Genomic DNA, 24,980 nt, shown 5'->3' with positions numbered 1-24,980 from the left:
AAGTTATGCCTGATGACCATAGCAAGTTGGTCCCACCCCTTCCCATCCCGAACAGGACCGTGAAACAACTTTGCGCCGATGATAGTGCTGCAACCAGTGTGAAAGTAGGTTATCGTCAGGCTTGTTATACGCAGTAAGAGAAAAACCCGTCAAGCAATTGGCGGGTTTTTTTCGTCTGGTGGTTTGTTGGGCGCACCCGATTCGTGCATGGTGTGGTGCAGAAAGTCAGGCACTGCTCAAAAACTATGCAGAAATGGGAGCTTTGCAGATCGTATGCAGGCTTTGTATGCAGGCACGGAAACTGCTCAAGGATTATGGCGCGCTGTTCATCACGGGATAGCACGCTCCATCCCACCTTGAGGAGTTGTCCATGAACCGTCGTTCGATCCTGTTGTCGCTGATCTTGTCCGCCACCGTACTTGCCGCACCGCTGACCCATGCCGAGGCGCTCGACGATATTCTCAAGGCCAAGGTCTTGCGCGTGGCCGTGCCCCAGGATTTCCCGCCTTTCGGATCGGTCGGCCCTGACATGAAACCCGTTGGCTACGACATTGACGTGGCCGCAATGCTGGCCAAAGGCCTTGGCGTCAAGCTGGAATTGGTGCCTGTGACCAGCGCCAATCGCATTCCTTACCTCAATACCAAAAAAGTCGACCTGGTTATTTCCAGTCTCGGTAAAAACCCGGAGCGTGAAAAAGTCATCGATTTCAGCGCAGCGTATGCGCCGTTCTTCAGCGGCGTATTCGGTGGTGCGGATCAGACGATCAGCAAGGCCGAGCAACTGGCAGGTAAAACCGTGGGCGTCACCCGCGGCGCCGTGGAAGATCTTGAACTGAGCAAGATTGCGCCGGCCAATACCACCATCAAGCGTTTTGAAGATAATAACGCGACCATTTCTGCTTTCCTGTCCGGCCAGGTGCCCTTGATTGCCACTGGCAACGTGGTGGCTGGCGCAATTGTCGAAAAACAGCCTGCCAAAAAACTCGAATTCAAATTCTTTATCAAAAATTCTCCATGCTACGTCGGCATCAATAAAAGCGAACCGAAGTTACTGGCGCAAATCAATACCATCCTGGCCAAGTCGAAAGAAGACGGCAGCCTCAATACCATCGCCCAGAAATGGCTGAAAACAACGCGTCCTGTCACCGCCCTGCTGTAACGGGTCAAGCGCACCATGGCATACACTTTTGATTTCAGCAGTATCTGGGAATACCGCGAGTACCTGTACAACGGCGTGATCGGCACCTTGCGTTTGACACTCGTTGGCACCGTGCTCGGTGTCGCCATCGGTATTCTTGGCGCCATCTCGCGTGCCTGGAAACTGCCCGTGCTGTTCCCGGTCTACACCGTGTATGTGGAGCTGATCCGCAACACGCCGTTCATCGTGCAGCTATTTTTTGTTTTCTTTGGCTTGCCCAGCCTCGGCATTCATTTGAGCGAGTGGCAGGCGGCAACGATTGCGATGGTGCTCAACCTGGGCGCCTATAGCACCGAGATCATCCGCGCCGGCGTAGAGTCTGTGCCGAAAGGCCATATCGAGGCCGCTTCGGCGCTGGCGATGTCGCGCTTCCAGATTTTTCGCTGCGTGATCCTGCGCCAGGCCTTGCTCAAGATGTGGCCAGCCTTGTCGAGCCAGATCGTGATCGTGATGCTGGGATCGTCCGTGTGTTCGCAAATTTCGGCCGAAGAGCTGACTTTTGGCGCCGGCTTCATTACCTCGCGTAACTTCCGCTCCTTCGAAGTGTATTTCGTCGTCACCATCATGTACTTTTTGCTGGCGGTCGGCGTGCGCCGCGCGTTGGGCCTGTTTGGCCGCTACGTGCTGGCAAGCAGAGCCACATGAGCGATTTTTCCCTGTGGGACATCATTCGCAACTTGCTGCTGGCGGGGCGCTGGACGGTCTTGCTGTCCTTGATCGCCTTTGTTTGCGGTGGCCTGGTCGGTATCGCCATCCTGATGATGCGCACCTCGAGCGCGCGGCTGCTGCGCAAGTTTGCTGTCATGTACATCGAGCTGTTCCAGGGCACGCCGCTGCTGATGCAATTGTTCCTGCTGTTCTTTGGCCTGTCGCTGACCGGCATGCAAGTGTCGCCCTGGCTGGCCGCCAGCGTGGCCCTGACCTTGTTTACCAGCGCCTACCTGGCGGAAATCTGGCGCGGTTGCGTCGAGGCGATTCCGCGCGGTCAGTGGGAAGCGTCTGCCAGCACGGCAATGACATATATAGAACAGATGCGCCACGTGATCTTGCCGCAGGCGTTGCGCATCGCCGTTGCACCGACGGTCGGATTTTCCGTGCAGGTCGTGAAAGCGACGGCGGTCACGTCCATTATTGGTTTTGTCGAGCTGACCAAGGCCGGCTCGATGATCAGCAACGCCACGTTTGCGCCCTTCACCGTGTATGGCCTGATCGCCCTGATGTATTTTTGCCTGTGTTTCCCGCTTTCGCTGTATGCCCGCCGCCTGGAAAGGAAAATCAATGTCTCTCGTTAGCATCAATGGATTGCACAAGCGCTTTGGTACGCATCATGTCCTCAAGGGCATCGACTTGCGCGTCAAGGAAGGCCAAGTGACGGCAGTGATCGGACGCAGTGGTTCGGGCAAGAGTACCTTGCTGCGCTCGATCAATGGACTCGAAAGTTTCGACGAAGGCTCGCTCGACGTCGATGGCGTGAGGGTCGCCGTCGGCCAGACCGATTTGCGCCAGTTGCGCCTGAAAGTCGGCATGGTGTTTCAGCAGTTCAATCTGTATCCGCATCTGACGGCCGGACAGAATGTGATGCTGGCGCCGACGGTGGTCAAAAAAATCGGCAAGCAGCAAGCAGAGGCGCTTGCGCGCGATGCGCTGGCAAAAGTCGGCCTTGCCGATCGCTTTCAGTCGTTTCCAGACCAGCTGTCGGGCGGCCAGCAGCAGCGTGTGGCAATCGCCCGGGCGCTGGCGATGCAGCCGAAAATACTGTTGTGCGATGAAATCACCTCGGCGCTCGACCCGGAACTGGTGAACGAAGTGCTGGCCGTGGTGCGCAAGCTGGCCGAAGATGGCATGACCTTGATCATGGTCACGCATGAAATGCGCTTCGCACGTGAGGTGGGCGATCAATTGGTGTTCATGCACCAGGGAAAAATCCATGAGCAGGGTGATCCGAAGACGCTGTTTGCCGCGCCGTCAACGCCGGAGCTGGCCAGTTTCATCAGTTCGGTTTCCTGATCGTTTTTGCCAAAGCCAGATCCCGCATGCTTGACCCCACTACACCAGCTGTTACCAACTCGTGCGAGGAGATCGCTGCGGATATTGCGGCGGCGATTATCGAACGCCGCTTGCCCTCTGGCACCAAGCTCAAGGAAGAGGCCCTGGCCCGCGTGTATTCGGTCAGTCGTACCAAGATCTGTGCGGCCTTGCTGATGCTGTCGAAGGATGAGCTCATCGAGATCATTCCGGAAAAGGGCGCTTGTGTGTGCAAGCTCAGTGAACGCGAGGCGCGCGAAATCTTTGCCGTGCGCCGCACGCTCGAGGCCTGTCTGGCGCGTGATTTCGTGACCATCGCCAAGGCCGACGATTATCGCCGCATCGATGCGCACCTTGCGCTGGAACGCCAGGCCCTGGCACAAAACGATCTGCCGCTGCGCGCCAGGTTGCTGGGTGACTTTCACATCCTGCTGGCCGATATCGTTGGTAATCTGGTGTTGAAGGAAATCTTGCGCAAACTGACGGCGCGGACCTCGCTGATCGCCATGCACCAGCAGTCCAGCGAAGACGCCAGTTGCTCATCGGATGAGCATGCGCTGTTCATCGAGGCGGCCAAGGCTGGCAATGCCGACGCTGCAGTCGGCATCATGTTGCATCATCTCGACCAGGTGCTCAAGGCGCTGCATGTTGATGCCCCGGAGTCTGTCGACAAGAAAAACCTGGTCAAAGCCCTGCTGGCCGCCTGAACAAAAACACGGATAGCGATTGAAAGCCCTTGCCAAGACTGGCGGGGCTTTGCTATAGTTCGCCTCCCCAATGAGACGCAGTCAAATGCGAGATAAAAGGGACAGTCTGAAAAGGCTGGGTAGTAAAAAGAAGGAGTTGACGGACGTAGCGAAATGCTTCATACTCTTCCTTCTTCGCAGCTGACAAACACAACGCTTTGTCGATAGCGCGAAAGCAGTACCGAATACAGTTCTTTAACAATTAACAGTCGATAAGTGTGGGCATTTGATGTAAGTGCAGCGTCAATCTTCGGATTGGCGTCTAACTTAAAATATCAAATGTTCACAAGAAATAATGAAATAGGATACTTCTTCGGAAGTAGCCTGTCAGTTTTTTGAGTGAGCGACCCGTCAGCAATGACGGTGCCGGTAAAACGGCAAAGTAACAGAGATTAAACTGAAGAGTTTGATCCTGGCTCAGATTGAACGCTGGCGGCATGCCTTACACATGCAAGTCGAACGGCAGCACGGAGCTTGCTCTGGTGGCGAGTGGCGAACGGGTGAGTAATATATCGGAACGTACCCTGGAGTGGGGGATAACGTAGCGAAAGTTACGCTAATACCGCATACGATCTAAGGATGAAAGTGGGGGATCGCAAGACCTCATGCTCGTGGAGCGGCCGATATCTGATTAGCTAGTTGGTAGGGTAAAAGCCTACCAAGGCATCGATCAGTAGCTGGTCTGAGAGGACGACCAGCCACACTGGAACTGAGACACGGTCCAGACTCCTACGGGAGGCAGCAGTGGGGAATTTTGGACAATGGGCGAAAGCCTGATCCAGCAATGCCGCGTGAGTGAAGAAGGCCTTCGGGTTGTAAAGCTCTTTTGTCAGGGAAGAAACGGTGAGAGCTAATATCTCTTGCTAATGACGGTACCTGAAGAATAAGCACCGGCTAACTACGTGCCAGCAGCCGCGGTAATACGTAGGGTGCAAGCGTTAATCGGAATTACTGGGCGTAAAGCGTGCGCAGGCGGTTTTGTAAGTCTGATGTGAAATCCCCGGGCTCAACCTGGGAATTGCATTGGAGACTGCAAGGCTAGAATCTGGCAGAGGGGGGTAGAATTCCACGTGTAGCAGTGAAATGCGTAGATATGTGGAGGAACACCGATGGCGAAGGCAGCCCCCTGGGTCAAGATTGACGCTCATGCACGAAAGCGTGGGGAGCAAACAGGATTAGATACCCTGGTAGTCCACGCCCTAAACGATGTCTACTAGTTGTCGGGTCTTAATTGACTTGGTAACGCAGCTAACGCGTGAAGTAGACCGCCTGGGGAGTACGGTCGCAAGATTAAAACTCAAAGGAATTGACGGGGACCCGCACAAGCGGTGGATGATGTGGATTAATTCGATGCAACGCGAAAAACCTTACCTACCCTTGACATGGCTGGAATCCTCGAGAGATTGAGGAGTGCTCGAAAGAGAACCAGTACACAGGTGCTGCATGGCTGTCGTCAGCTCGTGTCGTGAGATGTTGGGTTAAGTCCCGCAACGAGCGCAACCCTTGTCATTAGTTGCTACGAAAGGGCACTCTAATGAGACTGCCGGTGACAAACCGGAGGAAGGTGGGGATGACGTCAAGTCCTCATGGCCCTTATGGGTAGGGCTTCACACGTCATACAATGGTACATACAGAGCGCCGCCAACCCGCGAGGGGGAGCTAATCGCAGAAAGTGTATCGTAGTCCGGATTGTAGTCTGCAACTCGACTGCATGAAGTTGGAATCGCTAGTAATCGCGGATCAGCATGTCGCGGTGAATACGTTCCCGGGTCTTGTACACACCGCCCGTCACACCATGGGAGCGGGTTTTACCAGAAGTAGGTAGCTTAACCGTAAGGAGGGCGCTTACCACGGTAGGATTCGTGACTGGGGTGAAGTCGTAACAAGGTAGCCGTATCGGAAGGTGCGGCTGGATCACCTCCTTTCTAGAGTTTGCACGAATCATGTAAATGATTCACGCATCAAATGTTCACACTTATCGGCTGTTTAATTAAGAAGAAACAGTAGTCGTAGTAGTTCCGCGTTGGGGCTGTAGCTCAGCTGGTTAGAGCACCGTGTTGATAACGCGGGGGTCGTTGGTTCGAGTCCAACCAGCCCTACCAGTCATACCTAGGGGGATTAGCTCAGCTGGGAGAGCACCTGCTTTGCAAGCAGGGGGTCGTCGGTTCGATCCCGTCATCCTCCACCAAAGTTTTACTCGAAAGTGCAAACGTAAGCCGGTCAACAAGACTGTGGTTTAGGTTTGATCTTTTAGCGATCAAAGCTGTTTCGTTCTTTAACAATCTGGAAGAAGTAAAGATTATTTATTGATCAAGTCTATGCGTGCAGCAATGCATGAGGCGACTTGATGGGTAATGATTGTATGTATCAACAAACAAGCAACAACGTTGTACTTTCTTATCCCTGTAGCGCTCTTTGATGACTTCGGTTTTCAGAGGCTAACGTTATAGGGACAAGCGAATAAGTGCACATGGTGGATGCCTTGGCGATTACAGGCGATGAAGGACGTAGTAGCTTGCGATAAGCTGCGGGGAGTGAGCAAACACACTTTGATCCGCAGATTTCCGAATGGGGCAACCCACCCTTTTAGGGTATTGCATACTGAATACATAGGTATGCAAGGCGAACGCGGCGAACTGAAACATCTAAGTAGCTGCAGGAAAAGAAATCAACCGAGATTCCCAAAGTAGCGGCGAGCGAAATGGGAAGAGCCTGTACGTGATAGTCGGACCGATAACAGAATCCTCTGGAAATAGGAGCCATAGTGGGTGATAGCCCCGTATGTGAAATCGGACCGGTGGTACTAAGCGTACGACAAGTAGGGCGGGACACGTGACATCCTGTCTGAATATGGGGGGACCATCCTCCAAGGCTAAATACTCGTAATCGACCGATAGTGAACCAGTACCGTGAGGGAAAGGCGAAAAGAACCCCGGAAGGGGAGTGAAATAGATCCTGAAACCGTGTGCATACAAACAGTAGGAGCGGACTTGTTCCGTGACTGCGTACCTTTTGTATAATGGGTCAGCGACTTACATTCAGTGGCAAGGTTAACCGCATAGGGAAGCCGTAGAGAAATCGAGTCCGAATAGGGCGATCAGTCGCTGGGTGTAGACCCGAAACCAAGTGATCTACTCATGGCCAGGATGAAGGTGCGGTAACACGCCCTGGAGGTCCGAACCCACTAATGTTGAAAAATTAGGGGATGAGCTGTGGGTAGGGGTGAAAGGCTAAACAAACTTGGAAATAGCTGGTTCTCTCCGAAAACTATTTAGGTAGTGCCTCAAGTATCACCATCGGGGGTAGAGCACTGTTATGGCTAGGGGGTCATTGCGACTTACCAAACCATTGCAAACTCCGAATACCGATGAGTGCGAGCTTGGGAGACAGACGTCGGGTGCTAACGTCCGGCGTCAAGAGGGAAACAACCCAGACCGCCAGCTAAGGTCCCAAAGATTGGCTAAGTGGAAAACGAAGTGGGAAGGCTAAAACAGTCAGGATGTTGGCTTAGAAGCAGCCATCATTTAAAGAAAGCGTAATAGCTCACTGATCGAGTCGTCCTGCGCGGAAGATGTAACGGGGCTAAGCCAGTCACCGAAGCTGCGGATATCTAGCAATAGATATGGTAGGAGAGCGTTCTGTAAGCCTGCGAAGGTGTCTTGTAAAGGATGCTGGAGGTATCAGAAGTGCGAATGCTGACATGAGTAGCGATAATGGGGGTGAAAAGCCTCCACGCCGTAAGCCCAAGGTTTCCTGTTCAACGTTCATCGGAGCAGGGTGAGTCGGCCCCTAAGGCGAGGCAGAGATGCGTAGCTGATGGGAAGCAGGTTAATATTCCTGCACCGTCGTATGATGCGATGGGGGGACGGATCGCGGAAGGTTGTCTGACTGTTGGAATAGTCAGTTTCTGCTTCATAGAAGGCACTTAGGCAAATCCGGGTGCGGAATTCAAGGGAGTGGGACGAGTGCACTTGTGCACGAAGCAATCGGAAGTGGTTCCAAGAAAAGCCTCTAAGCTTCAGTCATACGAGACCGTACCGCAAACCGACACAGGTGGGCGAGATGAGTATTCTAAGGCGCTTGAGAGAACTCGGGAGAAGGAACTCGGCAAATTGGTACCGTAACTTCGGGAAAAGGTACGCCCCGGTAGCTTGATTGGTTTACTCCATGAGGGTGAAAGGGTTGCAATAAACTGGTGGCTGCGACTGTTTAATAAAAACACAGCACTCTGCAAACACGAAAGTGGACGTATAGGGTGTGACGCCTGCCCGGTGCTGGAAGATTAAATGATGGGGTGCAAGCTCTTGATTGAAGTCCCAGTAAACGGCGGCCGTAACTATAACGGTCCTAAGGTAGCGAAATTCCTTGTCGGGTAAGTTCCGACCTGCACGAATGGCGTAACGATGGCCACACTGTCTCCTCCCGAGACTCAGCGAAGTTGAAATGTTTGTGATGATGCAATCTACCCGCGGCTAGACGGAAAGACCCCATGAACCTTTACTGTAGCTTTGCATTGGACTTTGAACCAATCTGTGTAGGATAGGTGGGAGGCTTTGAAGCGGGGACGCTAGTTCTCGTGGAGCCAACCTTGAAATACCACCCTGGTTTGTTTGAGGTTCTAACCTTGGTCCGTTATCCGGATCGGGGACAGTGCATGGTAGGCAGTTTGACTGGGGCGGTCTCCTCCTAAAGTGTAACGGAGGAGTTCGAAGGTACGCTAGATACGGTCGGACATCGTGTTGATAGTGCAATGGCATAAGCGTGCTTAACTGCGAGACTGACAAGTCGAGCAGGTACGAAAGTAGGACATAGTGATCCGGTGGTTCTGTATGGAAGGGCCATCGCTCAACGGATAAAAGGTACTCTGGGGATAACAGGCTGATTCCTCCCAAGAGTTCATATCGACGGGGGAGTTTGGCACCTCGATGTCGGCTCATCACATCCTGGGGCTGTAGCCGGTCCCAAGGGTATGGCTGTTCGCCATTTAAAGTGGTACGTGAGCTGGGTTTAAAACGTCGTGAGACAGTTTGGTCCCTATCTGCCGTGGGCGTTGGAAATTTGAAGGGGGCTGCTCCTAGTACGAGAGGACCGGAGTGGACGAACCTCTGGTGTACCGGTTGTCACGCCAGTGGCATTGCCGGGTAGCTAAGTTCGGAAGAGATAACCGCTGAAAGCATCTAAGCGGGAAACTTGCCTTGAGATGAGATTTCCCAGAGCCTTGAGCTCTTTGAAGGGTCGTTCGAGACCAGGACGTTGATAGGCTGGGTGTGGAAGTGCAGTAATGCATTAAGCTAACCAGTACTAATTGCCCGTACGGCTTGTCCCTATAACCTTAGCAGGTACAGAGGATAAGACGGTACAACGTTGCGTGTGTGTTGATACTACCAGTCATTACCCCAATCTTTGCTTCTTCCAGATTCAGGCTTTGTCGCTCCATCGAGGACAAATGCCAGTACAAGTTATGCCTGATGACCATAGCAAGTTGGTCCCACCCCTTCCCATCCCGAACAGGACCGTGAAACAACTTTGCGCCGATGATAGTGCTGCAACCAGTGTGAAAGTAGGTTATCGTCAGGCTTGTTATTCGAAAAAACCCCTTCCGGTGATCCGGTTGGGGTTTTTTTACGTCTGGGGTTTTTGTTGGGCGCCGCAGGTGGTGTCGGCTTACGCGCTGCGCGCTAAGCCGACCTACGTTTATTGGATGGCGGGTAGGTCGGATTAGCGTAGCGTAATCCGACAAGTCAGCAGCCAGGTGACAAACAGGTGACAAACGAAAAAAAGCAGCGCTACGCGCTGCCTTTCTGTCTTTGCTTCCCTTTATTGGCCGGCAACCACCGATGTGACGCCGCTCCTGGCGACCCACTCGATCAGCGCATCAACCGCCGCGCGGCCATTGCCGTTGCCCACCAGGTCGCTATTGATCATGGCGACCACCACGCACAGCTGGTTGTTGGCGTCGGGGACATAGCCGGCGATGGCCACCACATTCTTCAACGTTCCCGTCTTGATGCGGGCCCGTGCGGCGGCCGGGCTGTTCAACAGGCGCTTGCGCATGGTACCGTCTAGCGCGACGATGGGCAGGCTGGACTGGAACTCGGGTGCCCACGGACTTTGCTGCATCGCCTGCAGGACGCCGGCCATTTGCGCAGGCGCAATGCGTCCCGTGCGCGACAAGCCGGAACCGTTGTCGACCAGCATGCCCTGGGTGTCGATCTGATGCCGCTGGAACCATTCCTGGATCACTTGCCGCGCACGCGTGGCCGTGTCTTCCGGCACCGCCATGGCGACGGGGCGGCTGCCCAGCCAGCCATCGCTTTGCAAGCTGCCCAGGCTCAGGAACAGGGTGCGGGCCAGGGTATTGTCGGACGTCTTGTTGATATCGCGTAGCACTTCCGGCAAGGCGCGCGCCACGTGGTCGGCCAGCATGCGCGTGCCGACCGGTTCGGCCGTCGGCGGCAAGCCTGTTGCCGGCGCTTCGCGCACCGTGCCGGTGATCGTGCCGCCCAGGCGTTTCCAGGTCGCACGGAACAAGCGGTCCGCGTAATCATTACGATCAAGAACATTGATGCTGGTAGCCTTGCTGCAATTTTGCGGGAAGGTGCCATGCAGTATCACTTGCAGCTTGCCGCTCGCATCGCGCCGGTATTCGGGTGGGCGCCAGCCGTCTTCCCATCTGGCGCAACTGCCCTTGATCAGCTTCATGTCGCTCGTGACGCTGACGTTCTCGAGCGCCGGCTGCATCAGGATGCTCAATTGCCGGTCCGTCGAGTTGATATTGATATCGAGCAGATTAGTGTTCAGCAGCAAGGCATCGGGAATGACGTTGTAGCGGAACTCGGCCGATTCGTCGAACGGCGGCGCACCAATGTCGGGCCGGGCCGGCTGGAACAGCTGTCGGTCGAGGATCAGGTCGCCCTTGATTTTCACGATGCCTTGCGTGCGCAAGGTTTGCAGCATGTGCTCCAGCACGTTCGCATTGAAATCCGTGTCGGCGCCGCCGCGCAGGATCAAGTCGCCCTTCAGTACGCCATTGATGACGTCGGCGCTGGTGCGCAGTTCCGTGCGGCCGCGGAAGATGGGCCCGAGCTGCTCCAGGCCCACGGCCGTCGTCACCAGTTTCATGGTGGAGGCCGGCTGCATGCTGCGCTCGGCGCCATGCGACATCACCACCGTGTTGCCGCGCAGGACGATGGCGCCCATCGCGTCTTCGGGGATATTCGCGCTGCGCAGCAGCAGGCTGACGGATTCGGGCAATTGCGCGTGCGCAGTCGACAGGCCAAGACCCGCCAACAGTGCCGCCATCAGGACAGGACGTAACATGGTGCTCCTTAGTGGAAAAAGACGTAGGCGACAAAGACGGCGGTGATCACGCCGGCCAGATCGGCGATCAGGCCGGCCGTGATGGCATAGCGCGTCTTGCGGATGCCCACCGAGCCGAAGTACAGGGCCACGATATAGAAGGTGGTGTCGGCCGAGCCCTGGAAGACGCAGGCCAGGCGGCCGACAAACGAGTCGACGCCATAGGTATTCATGGCATCGATCATCATGGCTTTCGAGCCGGAGCCGCTGAGCGGCTTCATCATGGCCGTCGGCAGCGCGGGCACGAAGTCCGTATTGATGCCCAGGTTGGCGAAGAACCAGTTCATGCCGCTCATCAGGAAATTGAACACGCCCGCGTTACGGATCACGCTGATGGCCACCAGCATGCCGACCAGATAGGGAATCACGGTGATCGACGTCTGGATGCCGCCCTTTGCCCCTTCGATGAAGGCGTCATACACGTTCACTTTCTTGCGCAGCGCGCCAATAATAAATATGGCGATGACGCTGATCAAGACCAGGTTGCTGACCACTTTCGAGACCAGTTCGATTTCCTGTTTCGTCAGGTATTGTGTGAAGTACCAGATCATGGCGACGATGGCGCTCGTCATGCCGCCCATCCAGCCCAGCACGACCCGGTTGAGCAAGTTGATGCGCTGCTTGATGGACACCGTGATGATGCCGACCATGGTGGCCACATAGGTGGCGATCATGCAGGGAATAAAGATGTCGGACGGGTCGGCCGCGCCGAGGATCGAGCGCTGAGCCATGATGGCCAGCGGAATCAGGGTCAGGCCCGAGGTGTGCAGCACCAAAAACATGATCTGCGCATTCGTCGCCTCTTCCTTGTTCGGGTTCAAGGTTTGCAGGCTTTCCATGGCCTTTAAGCCGAACGGCGTGGCCGCATTGTCCAGGCCCAGCAGGTTGGCCGAGAAATTCATCACCATGTGGCCCGTGGCTGGATGGTCCTTGGGAATTTCCGGGAAGATGCGCGAAAAGAACGGTGCGATGACTTTCGCCAGCCAGCCGACGATGCCCGCCTTTTCACCGATGTTCATGATGCCGAGCCACAAGGTCATCACACCCGCCAGCGGCAGGGCGATATCCATCACGCCCATGCGCGCCGTCTCGAACGTGCCGTCGATGATGCGCTTGAAGATATCGGTATCGCCGAGAAACAGCCACTGCAGCACTGCGGCCAGGAAGCCAACGAGGAAAAAGCCGGACCAGATGTAATTAAGTGCCATATGCGATCAGTTCTGTGTGTCGGGAGTGAAAAATGTCTGCAAACAAAGTATAGGGGCAGCCCGATACGAGTTGATGAAAGAATGCAGCAATCGCATGCCAAAAAGTTATAAGCTGGCAGCCTGTTTTCATTGGCGCCCCGCAGCGTGCCCGCGTAGTGTGGGGGATGCCTGTCGCTTACTGCTGTTCCTTACCCTTGTCTGCACTGGATCACTGATGATGTTTTTACGCAAAACCGCCTGCGCCGCCGGCCTGGCCCTGTTGACGCTTTTCACCGCGCCCGCGCATGCCGCCGCCGATGCCCGCGCGAACAAGACCTTGCACCTGTTCCTCAGCACCAGCGAGACAGGCCTGGACCCGGCCGTGGCGTCCGACCTGGCCAGCCTGAATTTGATGGAAAACATTTTCGATCCCTTGCTGCGCTATGACTACCTGGCGCGCCCCGTGCAACTGCAGGGCAATACGGCGCGCGCCATGCCGACCGTGGAAGATGGCGGGCGCACGTATACTTTTCACTTACAGCCCGGCATATTCTTTACGCCCGATCCCGCCTTCAAGGGCAAGCCGCGCGAAGTGACGGCGCAGGATTATGTGTACAGCCTGACGCGGCTGTATGACCCCAGCCTGAAGTCGCCGTGGCTGTTCTTGCTGGAAGACAAGCTGGTGGGCGATGCGGCGCTGAAAACAAAATTCAGTTACGACACGCCGATTGCCGGCCTGCAGGCACTGGACAAATACACCTTGCGCATCCGCCTGAACGGCGTCGACCCGAACTTCCTGTTTTACCTGGCCATGCCGGCGACCGCTGTGGTGGCGCGCGAAGTGGCCGAAGCCTACCCGGCGGCAGGGCAGATCGGCAACCATCCCGTGGGCACGGGGCCGTTCCTGGTGAAGGAGTGGAAACGCAGCGACAAGATCGTGCTGCAAGCCAACCCGACTTTCCGCCCCACCGTATTCCATACGGAAACCAAGGCGCTGACCGCCTTGCCGGTCGACGCGCGCGCCATCGCGACGGCACTGGAAGGCAAGCAATTACCGCTGGTCGAGCGCATCGAGGTGCGTATCGTCGAAGAATATCAATCGCGCATGCTGGGTTTTTTGAAGGGCGAGTTCGATTACCTGGAGCAAGTGCCGGAATCGATGACGGACATGGTGCTGGAAAACGGCGCGCTGAAACCGGCGCTGGCCGCCAAAGGCATGCAGCTGACGCGCTTTCCCGTGCTGCAGACGTATTACATGTGGATGAACATGGACGACCCCGTGCTGGGCGGCACGAGCAAGGACAAGCTGGCCCTGCGGCGCGCCATCGCCCTCAGCTACAACAGCCGCGAAGACATCGCGCTATTGAAAAAGGGATTGGCCTTGCCGGCCCAGTCGCCGTTACCACCGAATGTGCTCGGTTACGACAAGAGCTACCGCAGCCCCGTCGGCTACGATCCAGCCCTGGCGCGCGCCCTGCTCGACCGCTTCGGCTACAAGGCGGGTCTAGACGGTTTCCGCACCCAGCCGGACGGCACGCCCTTGATCCTGACCATGCATACGGAGCCGAGCACGGTGGGACGTTTGCGCGACGAATTGTGGCGCCGCAACCTGAACGCCATCGGCGTGCGCGTGGAGTTTAAAAGCGACAAGAAGACGGAAATCATCAAGGCGTCGCGCCTGGGCAAGGTGCAGATGTTCGAGACCAACTGGATCGCCGACTTCCCCGATGGTGATAACTTTATGCAATTGTTGTACGGTCCCAACAGTGGCCGCGCCAACTATGCCCGCTTCAACTTGCCCGATTACAATAAACGCTATGAGGAGGCGCGCCTGCTATCCGATACGCCGCGCCGACGCAGTCTGTACTTCGACCTGTTTCAGCTGATCCATGCCTACACGCCGTGGGTGTTGCTGACGCATCCCATCTCTGCCGACCTGCAACAACCGTGGCTAAAAAACTACAGGCGCCACCCCGTGGAATTCACGTCCTGGCGCTATCTGGACGTGGATAAAGCCAAGGGTAGCCCCGCAGGCAAGTGACCATGTCACTGAAAAGGGCATTCATTCCAAAAAGTTATGGTTAGGAAAGCATTTTTCATTGGCTGGCCGCGGATGCATCGCGCTACTCTGAAAATGAAAACAAATAAAGTCATGCGCAATTGTCATAAAAAAATGTACTGCGAGACAGACGTTGCGACATATCTATACAGCCTGACTTGATGACTCAAGTTTCGATTGCCCAACAAGGAGAAGACCTGTGAAATTGAAAAAGCTAGCGCAGTTGGTGGCATTGATGGGGGTGGTGGGGCCGGTCGTCGCACAGGAAGCGGCGCCGCCATCGATGCAACGGGTCGAAGTGACGGGCAGCAGCATCAAACGCGTGGCCAAGGAAGGCGCGTTGCCCGTGCAAGTCATTACCTTTGACCAGATCGAAAAACAGGGCATCACGACGACCGAGCAACTGGTGCGCACCCTGTCAGCGAATGGCACGGGTGCCGATAACATGACTTCGGGCAATAACGTGTTTGGCGCCGATGCCGACAGGGTCAGCGGTGGCGCTTCGTTCGCCTCACTGCGCGGCCTGGGACCGTCGAGCACCCTGGTGCTGTTGAACGGCCGCCGCATCGCCACGCACGGCGCCAGCGGCAAGTCGGTCGACTTGAACTCGATCCCGCTGGGCGCGATTTCGCGCGTGGAAATTCTCAAGGATGGCGCCTCGGCCATCTACGGCACGGACGCCATCGGCGGCGTGATCAATTTCATTTTGAAAACCAATTACAGCGGCGTGGAAGCGTCCGTCTCCACCAACGACACGCAGGCAGGCGGCGGCGCCACGCGCCGCGCCTCGCTGCTGGCCGGTACGGGTTCGCTCGAAAGCGACCGCTACAACATCATGGCCAGCCTGACGGTCGACAAGGCGCAGCAGCTCAATGGCCGCGACCGCTCCTTCGTCAACGGCTTCCAGCCGGGCCGCGGCCTGTCGCCCGATACGACGGGCACGCCGTTTGCCAACCAGATGGCGGGTGCCGGCACGGCGCTGGGCGCCTCGTTCCAGCTGCCAGGCGATCCGAACAAATACCTGCAAGCCAATCCCTTGAGTTTCCAGGGCAAGTGCGACAGCATCGCCGGCATGTCGCAGTACCAGACGGCACTGTGGAAAGACGTGACCTCGCCGCTGCGCACCACATATTCCTGCGCGTATGACTATGGCGCCGACTATGTGCTGCAATTCCCCGTTGAACGTGCCAATCTGTTGTCGCGCGGCACCTTCCAGCTGGCGCCCGACCACCGCATGTTTGTCGAAGTGCTCGGTTCGCGCACCAAGGCCACGGCCATTTTGACGCCGATGCAGGTACAGGCGACGGTTGCCAACAAGAATCTGTACCCTGTGGGTGGCGCGTATTACCAGGACCTGTCGGCCTACATCCCTTCTTTCGACAGGACCAAGCCGATTTCCTACAAATGGCGCGCCAATGACGTGGGCAACCGTACGCAGGAAAACACGACAGACAATGCCCGCGTGCTGGTGGGCTTTGAAGGCAACTTTGGCAAGTGGGATTACAAGGCCGGCATTTCGCGCGCCGAAAGCAGCACCAAGACCAAGCTGACGGATGGCTATTCCTACACGGACAAGCTGTACGCGGCATTGGCCAGCGGCATCATCAATCCGTGGGTGGGCGCCGGCCAGAGCCAGACGGAAGCGGCCAAGCAATTGATCGAATCGACCAAGTTCCGTGGCGACTTCCAGCACGGCAAGACGACCCTGACGCAGATCGACGGTTCCGTTTCGGGCGAGCTGTTCCAGCTGCCGGCCGGTGCGCTGGCCATGGCGGCCGGTTTTGACTTGCGCCGCGAAGGTTACAGCTTTGCGCAAGACGTTGATGCCACGCAGATTTTGCTGTCGCCAGGCAATGCCGCATTAAAAGATGCCAGCCGTACCGTCAAGGCCGTGTATGCCGAGCTGCTGGTGCCGGTCACGAAGGATCTGGAAATGCAGCTGGCCATTCGCCGCGACGATTACAGCCTGGTCGGCGCGACGACGAATCCGAAAGTGGCCTTCCGCTACCAGCCGACCGACTTCCTGCTGTTCCGTGGTTCGGCCAGCAAGGGTTTCCTCGCGCCAAGCTTCCAGCAGCTGTATTCGGGTTCGCTGAGTCAGGAATTGCCGAACGGCGTGATCGACCAGGAAGGCTGCGCCAAGCATCCGGGCGTGCCCGAGTACTGTGCCATCGACCGCCTCGACTACAGGACGGGCGGGAACACGAACCTGAAGCCGGAAACGTCGAAGCAGGGCAGCGTCGGTTTTGTCATCGAGCCATTCAAGGGCTATTCGGCCTCGTTCGACTACTGGGCCATCAATACCAAGGACCGCATCCTGAACCGCACGCCGCAAATCGTGCTGGCCAATTACCAGGCGCTGAACCAGTATATCCACCGCAATCCGGACGGCACCATCGAGTACGTGCAGGCGGGCTGGATCAATGCGGCAGGCAGCCGCGTGCGCGGCCTCGACGTGGGCTTGCGTGGCGAAGGCAAGATCCAGGACGCGAAATGGACGGCGACCCTGGACGGCACGTATATGGACAGCTTCAAGTTTGCGGAATACCAGGGCCAGGAATACCAGGAACTGGTCGGCAAGTTCTATACGCGCGATCTGTACCTGCGCTGGAAACACAATGCCAGCTTTGGCGTGTCGCGCGGCGACTGGAGCGGTTTGCTGATCCAGAGTTTTTCGTCGGGCTACAAGGACCAGCTGCCGAATGGCGGCAAGGGCGCGCCGCCACCGGGCTTCAAGCCGGACGTGTCCAGCTACACCACGTATAACTTGTCGGGCACCTACACGGGCTTCAAAAATACGACGATTACCGTGGGCATACAGAACCTGTTCGACCGCGATCCGCCATTCACCGCGCACAACGTGGATGAAGTGGTGGGCGCCGGCTGGGACCCGCGCGTGGCCGACCCTCGCGGCCGTTCGCTGTCGTTCCAGCTGAAGTACAAGTTCATGTAAGGCAACCATGCCGGCGGCGATCCCGCTGGCGTGCTAACCTCGTGCGGCGGCGCCTGGCGTCGCCGTTTTTATTCCAGGAAAGGGCCGCATGTCCAGTCAGACCAATCTCAGCCGGCGCCGCTTCGGCGGCCTGCTGGCCGCCACTCTGGGGGCGGCAGGCACACCGGCGTGGGCGGCGGCGCAAGGGAAGGGCAAACGCATGCAACAGCAACACGCATTGATCAAGCCGGCGCGTTTGCGCCAGGGCGACCTGGTCGCCATCATCGCACCGGGCGGCTTTACGGATGAAGACGCCATTGCCAAGGCCGTACGCAATATCGAATCGCTGGGATTGCGCGCCAGCCTGGGCGCCAATATCCGCGCCGTGCACGGCAATTATGCGGGCACGGTGCAGCAACGCATCGACGACTTGCACGCGGCGTTCCGCGACCCGGACGTCAAGGCGGTGTGGGCCATCCGCGGCGGCTCCGGCTGCATTTCGCTGCTGGCGCTGCTCGATTACGCCTTGATCCGCGCCAACCCGAAAGTGCTGATCGGCTATTCCGATATCACGGCCCTGCACTTGGCCATCGCCCGCCAGACGGGCTTGGTGACCTTCCACGGCCCCGTGGCCTCGTCCACGTTTTCCGAGTACACGGTGACGCAGCTGCAAAACGTGCTGATGACGCCGCAAGAGCAGTACACGATCCCGATGGCGCTCGACAATCACCGCCGCGCGCAGACGCAGCCGAACTTCGCCATCCGCACCGTGCACGGCGGCCAGGCGACGGGGCGCTTAACGGGCGGCAATCTATGCATGGTCAGCGCGCTGGCCGGCACGCCGTATGCGGCCGATTTCCGCCAGCATATTTTGTTCCTCGAAGAAATCAATGAAGTGCCGTACCGCATCGACCGCATGCTGTGTCAGCTCGACCTGTCCGTGGGGTTCAACAAGGCCGCGGCCTTGATGCTGGGTATCTTCGAGCATTGCGAGGCGGCCGAGGGCGATACCGCGCTGACCCTCGATGCCACCGTGGACCAGCATCTGCAGCCCTTGCGCGTGCCGGCCGTCAGCGGCTATTCGTTTGGCCACATCCGCCACCAGTTCACGCTACCGATGGGCATCCTCGCTACCCTGGATGCGGACCGGCAAACCTTGACCTTATTGGAGCCGGCCGTCTGTTAGCGTACGGTGCAGCGGGGCGCTTGTCAGTATGCTAGTGTGATTGCAGGCGTGGCACGAGGCCGCGCCGCCTTCTTCACCGCAGCCGACATGATCAACCGCCACGCCAGTACCTACATCCTCAGCCACCCGCTGGCCTTCGCGCTGCAGGTGCTGAAGGGTTTCCGCGCCAACCAGGGCTTGCTGCTGGCGGGCGCCGTCGCGTACTACTCGCTGCTCTCCATCGTGCCCTTGCTGATGCTGGTGGTGGTGGCCCTGTCGCACGTGATTGCGCAGGATGAATTGCTGCAAACCATAGGCCATTACCTGGAATGGCTGGTGCCCGGGCAATCGAAGGCCATCGTGGCGGAAGTGGCGCATTTCCTCAACAACCGCGGCGTGATCGGCTGGCTGCTGCTGCTGACCATGCTGTTTTTCAGTTCCTTGGCGTTTACCGTGCTGGAAAACGCCATGAGCGTGATCTTCATCCACCGCGTGGCCATCCGCCGCCGCCATTTCCTCATTTCCGCCGTGCTGCCGTATTGCTACATCCTGTGCCTGGGTATCGGTATTTTGCTGATCACCCTGGTGGCGGGCAGTTTGCAAGTGATGGGGGAGGAAAGCGTGCGTTTCCTGCGCCACGACTGGGGCCTGGAAGGGGTATCGGGCGTGCTGCTGTATTTGCTGGGGCTGGCGGGCGAAATCCTCGTGCTCAGTTCGATCTACCTGGTCATGCCGGTGGGGCGATTATCGATCACGCATGCGCTGATCGGCGGCGTGACGGCGGCCCTGCTGTGGGAAATTGCGCGCCACGTGCTGGTCTGGTATTTCTCTACCTTGTCGCAGGTGAATATTGTCTACGGCTCGATGACGACGGCTATCGTCGTCATGTTCAGCCTGGAAATCGGCGCCACCTTGCTGCTGCTGGGCGCGCAAGTGATTTCCGAATACGAAAGAGTGGCCCGTGGCGGCGAAGAGGACAAGCCGCTGGCGCTAAGGACTTGATTTAAAAAGATTATTGCACCGCACAAAAAGCTGTGCTATACTCTGTTCAGTGATTGAGATTTGGCAGCAAATTATCTCACCATCCAGTTTCAGCGCGGCGACCGACAGGTGTAATGTCGATGGCGTGACAGTGCGAAGAAATGGATTTTGTAATTCCGGATACGATGGTCGATTTACACTTGGAGTCACCATGCAGATAGCATGGGAGTCCGAAAATCAGGAGGCACTTTGCAGATAGCACTGGCGTCCATGACACGATTAAAGCATTGGTAATACATTGGAACGAAGCCCGCGCTAGCGGGCTTTTTTTTCGTCCATAGTTGGCGTATGGGGTCAGACCCGCCGGGTCTGACCCCAGTATTTGCCCTGGGGTTTACAAAGCCCGCGCAATCAAAATCTTCTGAATATCGCTGGTCCCCTCATAAATCTGGCACACGCGTACGTCGCGGTAGATGCGCTCGACGGGGAAGTCGGACACATAACCGTAGCCGCCGTGCACCTGGATGGCGTCCGAGCACACTTTTTCCGCCATTTCCGACGCAAACAACTTGGCCATGGCCGCTTCCTTCAGGCACGGCAAGCCCGCATCCTTCATGGCCGCCGCGTGGCGTATCAGCTGGCGCGCCGCTTCGATCTGCGTCGCCATGTCGGCCAGGCGGAATTGCACGGCCTGGTGTTCATAGATGGGTTTGCCGAAACTTTCGCGCTCGCGCGCATAGCTCAGGGCCGCTTCATACGCGGCGCGCGCCATGCCCACGGCTTGCGAGGCGATGCCGATGCGTCCGCCTTCCAGGCCGGACAGGGCGATCTTGTAGCCTTGTCCTTCTTCGCCGATCAGATTTTCCGCCGGGATGCGGCAATTCTCGAACAGGATTTGCGCCGTGTCCGACGAGTGCTGGCCCATCTTCTGTTCCAGTCCTGCCACGATGTAGCCAGGCGTGTTCGTCGGCACCCAGAAGGCGCTGATGCCACGCTTGCCAGCCGCCTTGTCGGTGACGGCCATGACGATGGCCACGTCTGCATACTTGCCGCTGGTAATGAACTGCTTGGTGCCGTTGATTACGTATTCATTGCCATCGCGGGTGGCCGTCGTGCGCAGGGCCGAGGCGTCGCTGCCCGTGTGTGGTTCTGTCAGGCAAAACGCACCGAGCATCGTGCCTTGCGCCAGCGGGCGCAGCCATTGTTCCTTTTGCGCGTCGTTGGCGTACATCATGGCGATGCTGCACACGGGGCAATTGTTGACGGAAATGATGGTCGACGTGCCGCCATCGCCGGCGGCGATTTCTTCCAGCACCAGGGCCAGCGACACATAGTCGAGGCCGGCACCACCGAGCGCTTCCGGCACGGCCACGCCAAAGGCGCCCAGCGCGGCCAGTGCCTGCAATTCTTCTTTCGGGAAATGATGTTCCTTGTCCCAGCGGGCCGCGTTGGGCGCCAGGCGCTCGCGCGAAAAACTGCGCAGCGCTTCCTGGATCATGGTCTGTTCTTCATTGAGTATCATGGGACGTCGTCTCGTTTGTTTTTATGGTGTGTGGTGGAATTACCAGCTGATGGGCTTGCCATCGTAATTGTGGAACACGGCCTTGTCCGTGGCTGGCAAGCTGGCCAGGGTGGCGCGGATGCCGGCAGCGCTTTGCTCTGGGGAAAGATCGGCGCCGGCGCCGCCCATGTCCGTGCGCACCCAGCCCGGGTGGAAGGCCACGCAGCTGACGCCTTGCGGGCCGTACACGAGGGACGTGTCGATCAGCACGGAATTCAAGGCCGCCTTGCTGGCGCGGTACAGCGAACCGCTGGGGTTGCCCCGTTCGCTCAAGGAGCCCATGTGCGAGGACAGCACGGCCAGTTTCCCTTTGGCATTGCCTACCAGCGGTGCCAGGATCGGCAGCAGGCGCATGGCCGCCAGCACGTTCGTGTGCATGACGGCATCGAAATCTTCTTGCGTGGGCGTACCATCGTGGCGCGGGCCATACACGCCCGCGTTGAGGATGGCCACGTCGAGCTTTTCATCGTCGAGTTTCCAGCCCAGGCCGGCACAGCCTTCCACATCCGTCACGTCGAGCCGGTGCGCTTCGGCACCCAGTTGCGTGAGGGCGTCGCAAGCGTCTTGCGTGCGCGCTGTGGCGATCACTCGCCAGCCGTCGTGGCGGTATTGACGGACGATTTCGTGGCCGATGCCGCGCGAGGCGCCGATGATCAATGCGGTAGGCATGTCTTTCTCCCTGAGTAATCAATGAAAAGGCGCGCAGCGAACGTATCCACGCCGCGCGCGCCTGTCGTCAACAAAGCAGCTTATACCAGTTCGATTGCCATCGCCGTCGCTTCGCCGCCGCCGATGCACAAGGCCGCCACGCCGCGCTTGCCGCCGGTTTTTTTCAAGGCGCCCAGCAGGGTGACGATGATGCGCGCGCCCGAGGCGCCGATCGGGTGGCCCAGCGCGCACGCGCCGCCGTGGATGTTGATCTTGCTGTGCGGAATGTCGAGGTCGTGCATGGCGGCCATCGGTACGGCCGCGAACGCTTCATTGATCTCGAACAAGTCGACATTGCTGCTGCTCCAGCCCGTCTTGGCGTACAGTTTTTTCACCGCGCCGATAGGGGCCGTGGTGAATTCGTTCGGCGCCTGCGCATGCGTGGCGTGGCCATGGATTTTCGCGATGACGGTGCAGCCGAGTTTTTTCGCCGTCGATTCGCGCATCAGCACCAGGGCTGCCGCGCCATCGTTGATCGACGAAGACGAGGCGGCCGTGATCGTGCCATCCTTCTTGAATGCCGCCTTCAAGGTCGGGATTTTTTCCAGGCGGGCTTTTTGCGGGCCTTCATCGATGCTGACGATGGTGTCGCCGCCGCGGCCGGAAACGGTCACGGGGGCGATTTCCCACTCGAAACTGCCATCCTTGGTGGCCGCCTGCGCGCGTTTTACCGATTCGATGGCGAACGCATCCTGCGCTTCGCGCGTGAAGGCGTACTGGCTGGCGCACTCTTCGGCAAACGTGCCCATCGAGCGGGCATTGCCCTTTTCATCGCGGCTGTAGGCGTCTTCCAGGCCATCCATCATCATGTGGTCATAGATCATGCCATGGCCGATGCGGTAGCCGCCGCGCGCCTTCGGCACCAGATAGGGGGCGTTGGTCATCGATTCCATGCCGCCCGCCACCACCACCTCGGCGCTGCCTGCGAGCAAGGTGTCATGCGCGAACATGGTCGTCTGCATGGCCGAGCCGCACATTTTCGACAGGGTCACGGCGCCCGTGGAATCGGGCAAACCCGCCTTGCGCAAGGCCTGGCGCGCGGGAGCCTGGCCTTGGCCTGCCATCAGGCAATTGCCGAAATACACGTGTTCAACGGCGTCCGGCGCCACGCCGGCCCGTTCGACGGCGGCGCGGATGGCCACGGCGCCCAGGTCGCTGGCGGTGACGTTGGCAAAGTCGCCCTGGAAGGCGCCCATGGGGGTGCGCGCGGCACCGACGATTACGACTGGATCATTCATGTTGGATCTCCGGTTAAGGGTGGGGAGGGTGACTGCATACAAAAACGCAGGTGCTGCGGATACGGGAAGACGTCCTCGATATGGCCGTCTTCAATGCGCTGCTTGCGCGCCTGCCAGTATTGCGCCGTCAGCAGGTCGGCATGGTGCTGCATGAAATAGCGGCGGATGCGGGGATTGCCCAACAGGAAGGTGCCGAATTGTTCGGGAAACACATCGTGCTTGCCGATGGGATACCACGGTTCGGCCGACATTTCTTCTTCCTCCGTGCGCGCCTCGGGGATGACGCGGAACTGGCAATCGGTGATGTACTCGATTTCATCGTAATCGTAAAAAACGACACGTTGATGACGGGTCACGCCAAAGTTTTTATACAGCATGTCGCCCGGGAAAATATTTGCCGCCACGAGTTCCTTGATGGCGTTGCCGTACTCGACGATGGCGTGTTCGACCAGGTCGTCGCGGCCGTCCTTTTCAGCATTGCTCAGCCACATGTTCAGCGGCACCATGCGCCGTTCGATGTACAGGTGGCGGATGATGATCTGCTCGTGGTCTTCTTCGATCAGCGAGGGCGCGAACTGTTTCAGCTCGGCCAGCAATTCCTCGGCAAAACGGGCGCGGGGAAAGGCTACGTTGGAATACTCGAGCGTGTCGGCCATGCGGCCTACCCGGTCGTGGTGTTTCACCAGCAAATACTTTTGCTGGACTTGCGCACGCGTGGTTTCCTTGGGCGGCGGGAAAAAATCCTTGATCACCTTGAAAACATAGGGAAACGAGGGCAGGGCAAACACCAGCATCACGAGGCCGCGGATGCCGGGCGCGCTTTCGAAGTGGTCCGACGAGTGTTTCAGATGCTGCAGGTAGTCGCGGTAAAACAAGGTCTTGCCCTGTTTCTGCAGGCCCAATATCGTATAGATTTCGCTGCGCGGTTTGCGCGGCAGCAAGCTGCGCAGGAATTGCACATAGGCCGACGGCACTTCCATATCGACCAGGAAATAGGCGCGCGTAAATGAAAACAGCACGGCGATCTGCTGGTGCTCGAACAGCACCGTGTCGAGCACGAGCTTGCCGTGCCGGTTGTGCAGGATCGGTACGACGAACGGATATTCGCGGTTGCCGTTGATGCCCTTGCCGACCAGATAGGCGCCCTTGTTGCGGTAGAACAAGCTGGTCAAGACCTGGATCTGGTGGTTCGGCTCGAGCCGCTCGCCGCCGAACAGCTGCTGCAGCCGCGCTTCCACCTGGGCCACGTCACGCTCGAGGTTGGCAAATGCGCAGTCGAGCTGGAAGTTGCTCACCATGCGCGTCAGGGTATGGCGCAAGCCATCCTGGCCCGGGTAATACACGCGGTAGGTGGGGACGGGATCCTGCGTTTCGATGTATTCCGTGGAAACGACAGGGCGCACGAAAATATAGTCGTTATTGAAATACGTGCGGTGGAGGATGTTGCAGCAGACGGAATTGAAGAAGGTTTCCGCCAGTTCCGGCTGCTTGTGTTCCGTCAGCATGCCGATGTAGTGCAGCTTCAGTTCACGCCACACTTCGTCGCTCAACTCCGACTCTTCGTACTCATCTTCGAGCATCTGCACGCATTCCTGCACGCGTTTGTCATAAAAATCGATGCGTTCGCGGGCCGCCGTCTGCGCCGCGGCCCAGGCGCCTTGCTCGAAATACTGCTTGGCTTGCTGGCTCGTTTCGCGGAACAAACGGTAATGCTTGTCGAAGCCGTCGCGGATGGTGCGCGCGATATCGAATGCAATCTGGGAAGAGAGCAATTTGGGGAAGGCAATGTGCGTCATATCTGTGCTCGCATAAATGGCTCAT

Annotated in this window: 15 protein-coding genes, 2 tRNA genes and 4 rRNA genes; 15 read left to right on the top strand and 6 right to left on the bottom strand. The window is 57.8% G+C overall.

Going from position 1 to position 24,980, the window contains the following annotated elements; all coding sequences use genetic code 11:
• The first annotated feature begins 8 nt into the window (after nt 1–8).
• The 11 genes from rrf (OPV09_RS00835) to rrf (OPV09_RS00785) all read left to right on the top strand — a co-directional run bounded on the left by rrf (OPV09_RS00835) (nt 9) and on the right by rrf (OPV09_RS00785) (nt 9,546).
• Nucleotides 9–121, top strand: a 5S ribosomal RNA gene (gene rrf, locus OPV09_RS00835).
• Between the two features lie 249 nt (nt 122–370).
• Nucleotides 371–1,159 carry a transporter substrate-binding domain-containing protein gene (locus OPV09_RS00830; protein ID WP_034756878.1) on the top strand — a complete coding sequence of 263 codons (789 nt, stop codon included), beginning with the start codon at nt 371–373 and terminating at the stop codon, nt 1,157–1,159.
• Nucleotides 1,160–1,174: 15 nt separating this feature from the next.
• Entirely contained in the window at nt 1,175–1,843 is a 669-nt protein-coding gene (locus OPV09_RS00825; RefSeq protein WP_034756880.1) for an amino acid ABC transporter permease, read from the top strand.
• Nucleotides 1,840–2,490, top strand: a complete 651-nt coding sequence (locus OPV09_RS00820) for an amino acid ABC transporter permease (RefSeq protein ID WP_034756882.1) — start codon at nt 1,840–1,842, stop codon at nt 2,488–2,490. The genes OPV09_RS00825 and OPV09_RS00820 overlap by 4 nt, the downstream gene beginning before the upstream one ends.
• Entirely contained in the window at nt 2,477–3,205 is a 729-nt protein-coding gene (locus tag OPV09_RS00815; protein ID WP_034756885.1) for an amino acid ABC transporter ATP-binding protein, read from the top strand. Before OPV09_RS00820 ends, OPV09_RS00815 begins: the two co-directional genes overlap by 14 nt.
• A gap of 26 nt (nt 3,206–3,231) precedes the next feature.
• Nucleotides 3,232–3,930: a GntR family transcriptional regulator gene (locus tag OPV09_RS00810; protein WP_338680176.1), complete on the top strand. Its 699-nt coding sequence runs from the start codon at nt 3,232–3,234 to the stop codon at nt 3,928–3,930.
• A gap of 433 nt (nt 3,931–4,363) precedes the next feature.
• Nucleotides 4,364–5,894 (top strand): 16S ribosomal RNA (locus OPV09_RS00805).
• A 100-nt stretch (nt 5,895–5,994) separates the two neighbouring features.
• A tRNA-Ile gene (locus OPV09_RS00800) sits at nt 5,995–6,071 on the top strand.
• A 10-nt stretch (nt 6,072–6,081) separates the two neighbouring features.
• A tRNA-Ala gene (locus OPV09_RS00795) sits at nt 6,082–6,157 on the top strand.
• A gap of 262 nt (nt 6,158–6,419) precedes the next feature.
• A 23S ribosomal RNA gene (locus tag OPV09_RS00790) occupies nt 6,420–9,295 on the top strand.
• A gap of 138 nt (nt 9,296–9,433) precedes the next feature.
• Nucleotides 9,434–9,546 (top strand): 5S ribosomal RNA (rrf, locus tag OPV09_RS00785).
• The 16S, 23S and 5S rRNA genes sit together here with 2 tRNA genes alongside, the layout of an rRNA operon.
• A gap of 240 nt (nt 9,547–9,786) precedes the next feature.
• Here rrf (OPV09_RS00785) and dacB read toward each other — a convergent pair.
• The gene (gene dacB, locus OPV09_RS00780; protein ID WP_338680175.1) at nt 9,787–11,289 is read right to left on the bottom strand and encodes a D-alanyl-D-alanine carboxypeptidase/D-alanyl-D-alanine endopeptidase; all 1,503 of its coding nucleotides are present in this window, start codon (nt 11,287–11,289) and stop codon (nt 9,787–9,789) included.
• An 8-nt stretch (nt 11,290–11,297) separates the two neighbouring features.
• Nucleotides 11,298–12,536: a nucleoside recognition domain-containing protein gene (locus tag OPV09_RS00775; RefSeq protein ID WP_034753725.1), complete on the bottom strand. Its 1,239-nt coding sequence runs from the start codon at nt 12,534–12,536 to the stop codon at nt 11,298–11,300.
• Between the two features lie 217 nt (nt 12,537–12,753).
• Here OPV09_RS00775 and OPV09_RS00770 point away from each other — a divergent pair, with 217 nt between their 5' ends.
• The 4 genes from OPV09_RS00770 (at nt 12,754) to OPV09_RS00755 (ending at nt 19,673) form a co-directional block, all read left to right on the top strand.
• Nucleotides 12,754–14,556 carry an ABC transporter substrate-binding protein gene (locus OPV09_RS00770; RefSeq protein ID WP_338682417.1) on the top strand — a complete coding sequence of 601 codons (1,803 nt, stop codon included), beginning with the start codon at nt 12,754–12,756 and terminating at the stop codon, nt 14,554–14,556.
• A 217-nt stretch (nt 14,557–14,773) separates the two neighbouring features.
• On the top strand, nt 14,774–17,527 hold the full coding sequence (locus OPV09_RS00765) for a TonB-dependent receptor (RefSeq protein WP_338680173.1): 2,754 nt from the start codon (nt 14,774–14,776) through the stop codon (nt 17,525–17,527).
• A gap of 88 nt (nt 17,528–17,615) precedes the next feature.
• Nucleotides 17,616–18,692: an LD-carboxypeptidase gene (locus tag OPV09_RS00760; RefSeq protein WP_338680172.1), complete on the top strand. Its 1,077-nt coding sequence runs from the start codon at nt 17,616–17,618 to the stop codon at nt 18,690–18,692.
• Nucleotides 18,693–18,779: 87 nt separating this feature from the next.
• On the top strand, nt 18,780–19,673 hold the full coding sequence (locus OPV09_RS00755) for a YihY/virulence factor BrkB family protein (RefSeq protein ID WP_338682415.1): 894 nt from the start codon (nt 18,780–18,782) through the stop codon (nt 19,671–19,673).
• Between the two features lie 373 nt (nt 19,674–20,046).
• On the opposite strand, the gene OPV09_RS00750 is transcribed toward OPV09_RS00755, so the two are convergent.
• From OPV09_RS00750 to aceK, 4 genes are all read right to left on the bottom strand, one after another.
• Nucleotides 20,047–21,174, bottom strand: coding sequence for an acyl-CoA dehydrogenase family protein (locus OPV09_RS00750; RefSeq protein WP_338680170.1), 1,128 nt, complete (start codon nt 21,172–21,174; stop codon nt 20,047–20,049).
• Between the two features lie 39 nt (nt 21,175–21,213).
• Nucleotides 21,214–21,882 (bottom strand): SDR family oxidoreductase, encoded by a 669-nt coding sequence (locus OPV09_RS00745; RefSeq protein WP_338680169.1) that lies wholly within the window; start codon nt 21,880–21,882, stop codon nt 21,214–21,216.
• An 80-nt stretch (nt 21,883–21,962) separates the two neighbouring features.
• The gene (locus tag OPV09_RS00740) at nt 21,963–23,159 is read right to left on the bottom strand and encodes an acetyl-CoA C-acyltransferase (protein WP_338680168.1); all 1,197 of its coding nucleotides are present in this window, start codon (nt 23,157–23,159) and stop codon (nt 21,963–21,965) included.
• Nucleotides 23,156–24,955 (bottom strand): bifunctional isocitrate dehydrogenase kinase/phosphatase, encoded by a 1,800-nt coding sequence (gene aceK, locus OPV09_RS00735; RefSeq protein WP_338680166.1) that lies wholly within the window; start codon nt 24,953–24,955, stop codon nt 23,156–23,158. Before aceK ends, OPV09_RS00740 begins: the two co-directional genes overlap by 4 nt.
• Between the last annotated feature and the right edge of the window lie 25 nt (nt 24,956–24,980).

The sequence above is a fragment of the Janthinobacterium sp. TB1-E2 genome, from assembly GCF_036885605.1.
GTDB classification, from domain to species: Bacteria; Pseudomonadota; Gammaproteobacteria; order Burkholderiales; family Burkholderiaceae_D; genus Janthinobacterium; species Janthinobacterium aestuarii.
The sequence above is the reverse complement of the archived record's forward strand: the minus strand, read 5'-3'. Positions and strand labels throughout refer to the sequence as shown.

What these genes read in the sequence shown, in the direction of transcription:
- OPV09_RS00830 (WP_034756878.1), top strand. Translation starts at nt 371, where the DNA reads ATGAACCGTCGTTCGATCCTGTTGTCGCTGATCTTGTCCGCCACCGTA.
- OPV09_RS00825 (WP_034756880.1), top strand. Translation starts at nt 1,175, where the DNA reads ATGGCATACACTTTTGATTTCAGCAGTATCTGGGAATACCGCGAGTAC.
- OPV09_RS00820 (WP_034756882.1), top strand. Translation starts at nt 1,840, where the DNA reads ATGAGCGATTTTTCCCTGTGGGACATCATTCGCAACTTGCTGCTGGCG.
- OPV09_RS00815 (WP_034756885.1), top strand. Translation starts at nt 2,477, where the DNA reads ATGTCTCTCGTTAGCATCAATGGATTGCACAAGCGCTTTGGTACGCAT.
- OPV09_RS00810 (WP_338680176.1), top strand. Translation starts at nt 3,232, where the DNA reads ATGCTTGACCCCACTACACCAGCTGTTACCAACTCGTGCGAGGAGATC.
- dacB (WP_338680175.1), bottom strand. Translation starts at nt 11,289, where the DNA reads ATGTTACGTCCTGTCCTGATGGCGGCACTGTTGGCGGGTCTTGGCCTG.
- OPV09_RS00775 (WP_034753725.1), bottom strand. Translation starts at nt 12,536, where the DNA reads ATGGCACTTAATTACATCTGGTCCGGCTTTTTCCTCGTTGGCTTCCTG.
- OPV09_RS00770 (WP_338682417.1), top strand. Translation starts at nt 12,754, where the DNA reads ATGTTTTTACGCAAAACCGCCTGCGCCGCCGGCCTGGCCCTGTTGACG.
- OPV09_RS00760 (WP_338680172.1), top strand. Translation starts at nt 17,616, where the DNA reads ATGTCCAGTCAGACCAATCTCAGCCGGCGCCGCTTCGGCGGCCTGCTG.
- OPV09_RS00755 (WP_338682415.1), top strand. Translation starts at nt 18,780, where the DNA reads ATGATCAACCGCCACGCCAGTACCTACATCCTCAGCCACCCGCTGGCC.
- OPV09_RS00750 (WP_338680170.1), bottom strand. Translation starts at nt 21,174, where the DNA reads ATGATACTCAATGAAGAACAGACCATGATCCAGGAAGCGCTGCGCAGT.
- OPV09_RS00745 (WP_338680169.1), bottom strand. Translation starts at nt 21,882, where the DNA reads ATGCCTACCGCATTGATCATCGGCGCCTCGCGCGGCATCGGCCACGAA.
- OPV09_RS00740 (WP_338680168.1), bottom strand. Translation starts at nt 23,159, where the DNA reads ATGAATGATCCAGTCGTAATCGTCGGTGCCGCGCGCACCCCCATGGGC.
- aceK (WP_338680166.1), bottom strand. Translation starts at nt 24,955, where the DNA reads ATGACGCACATTGCCTTCCCCAAATTGCTCTCTTCCCAGATTGCATTC.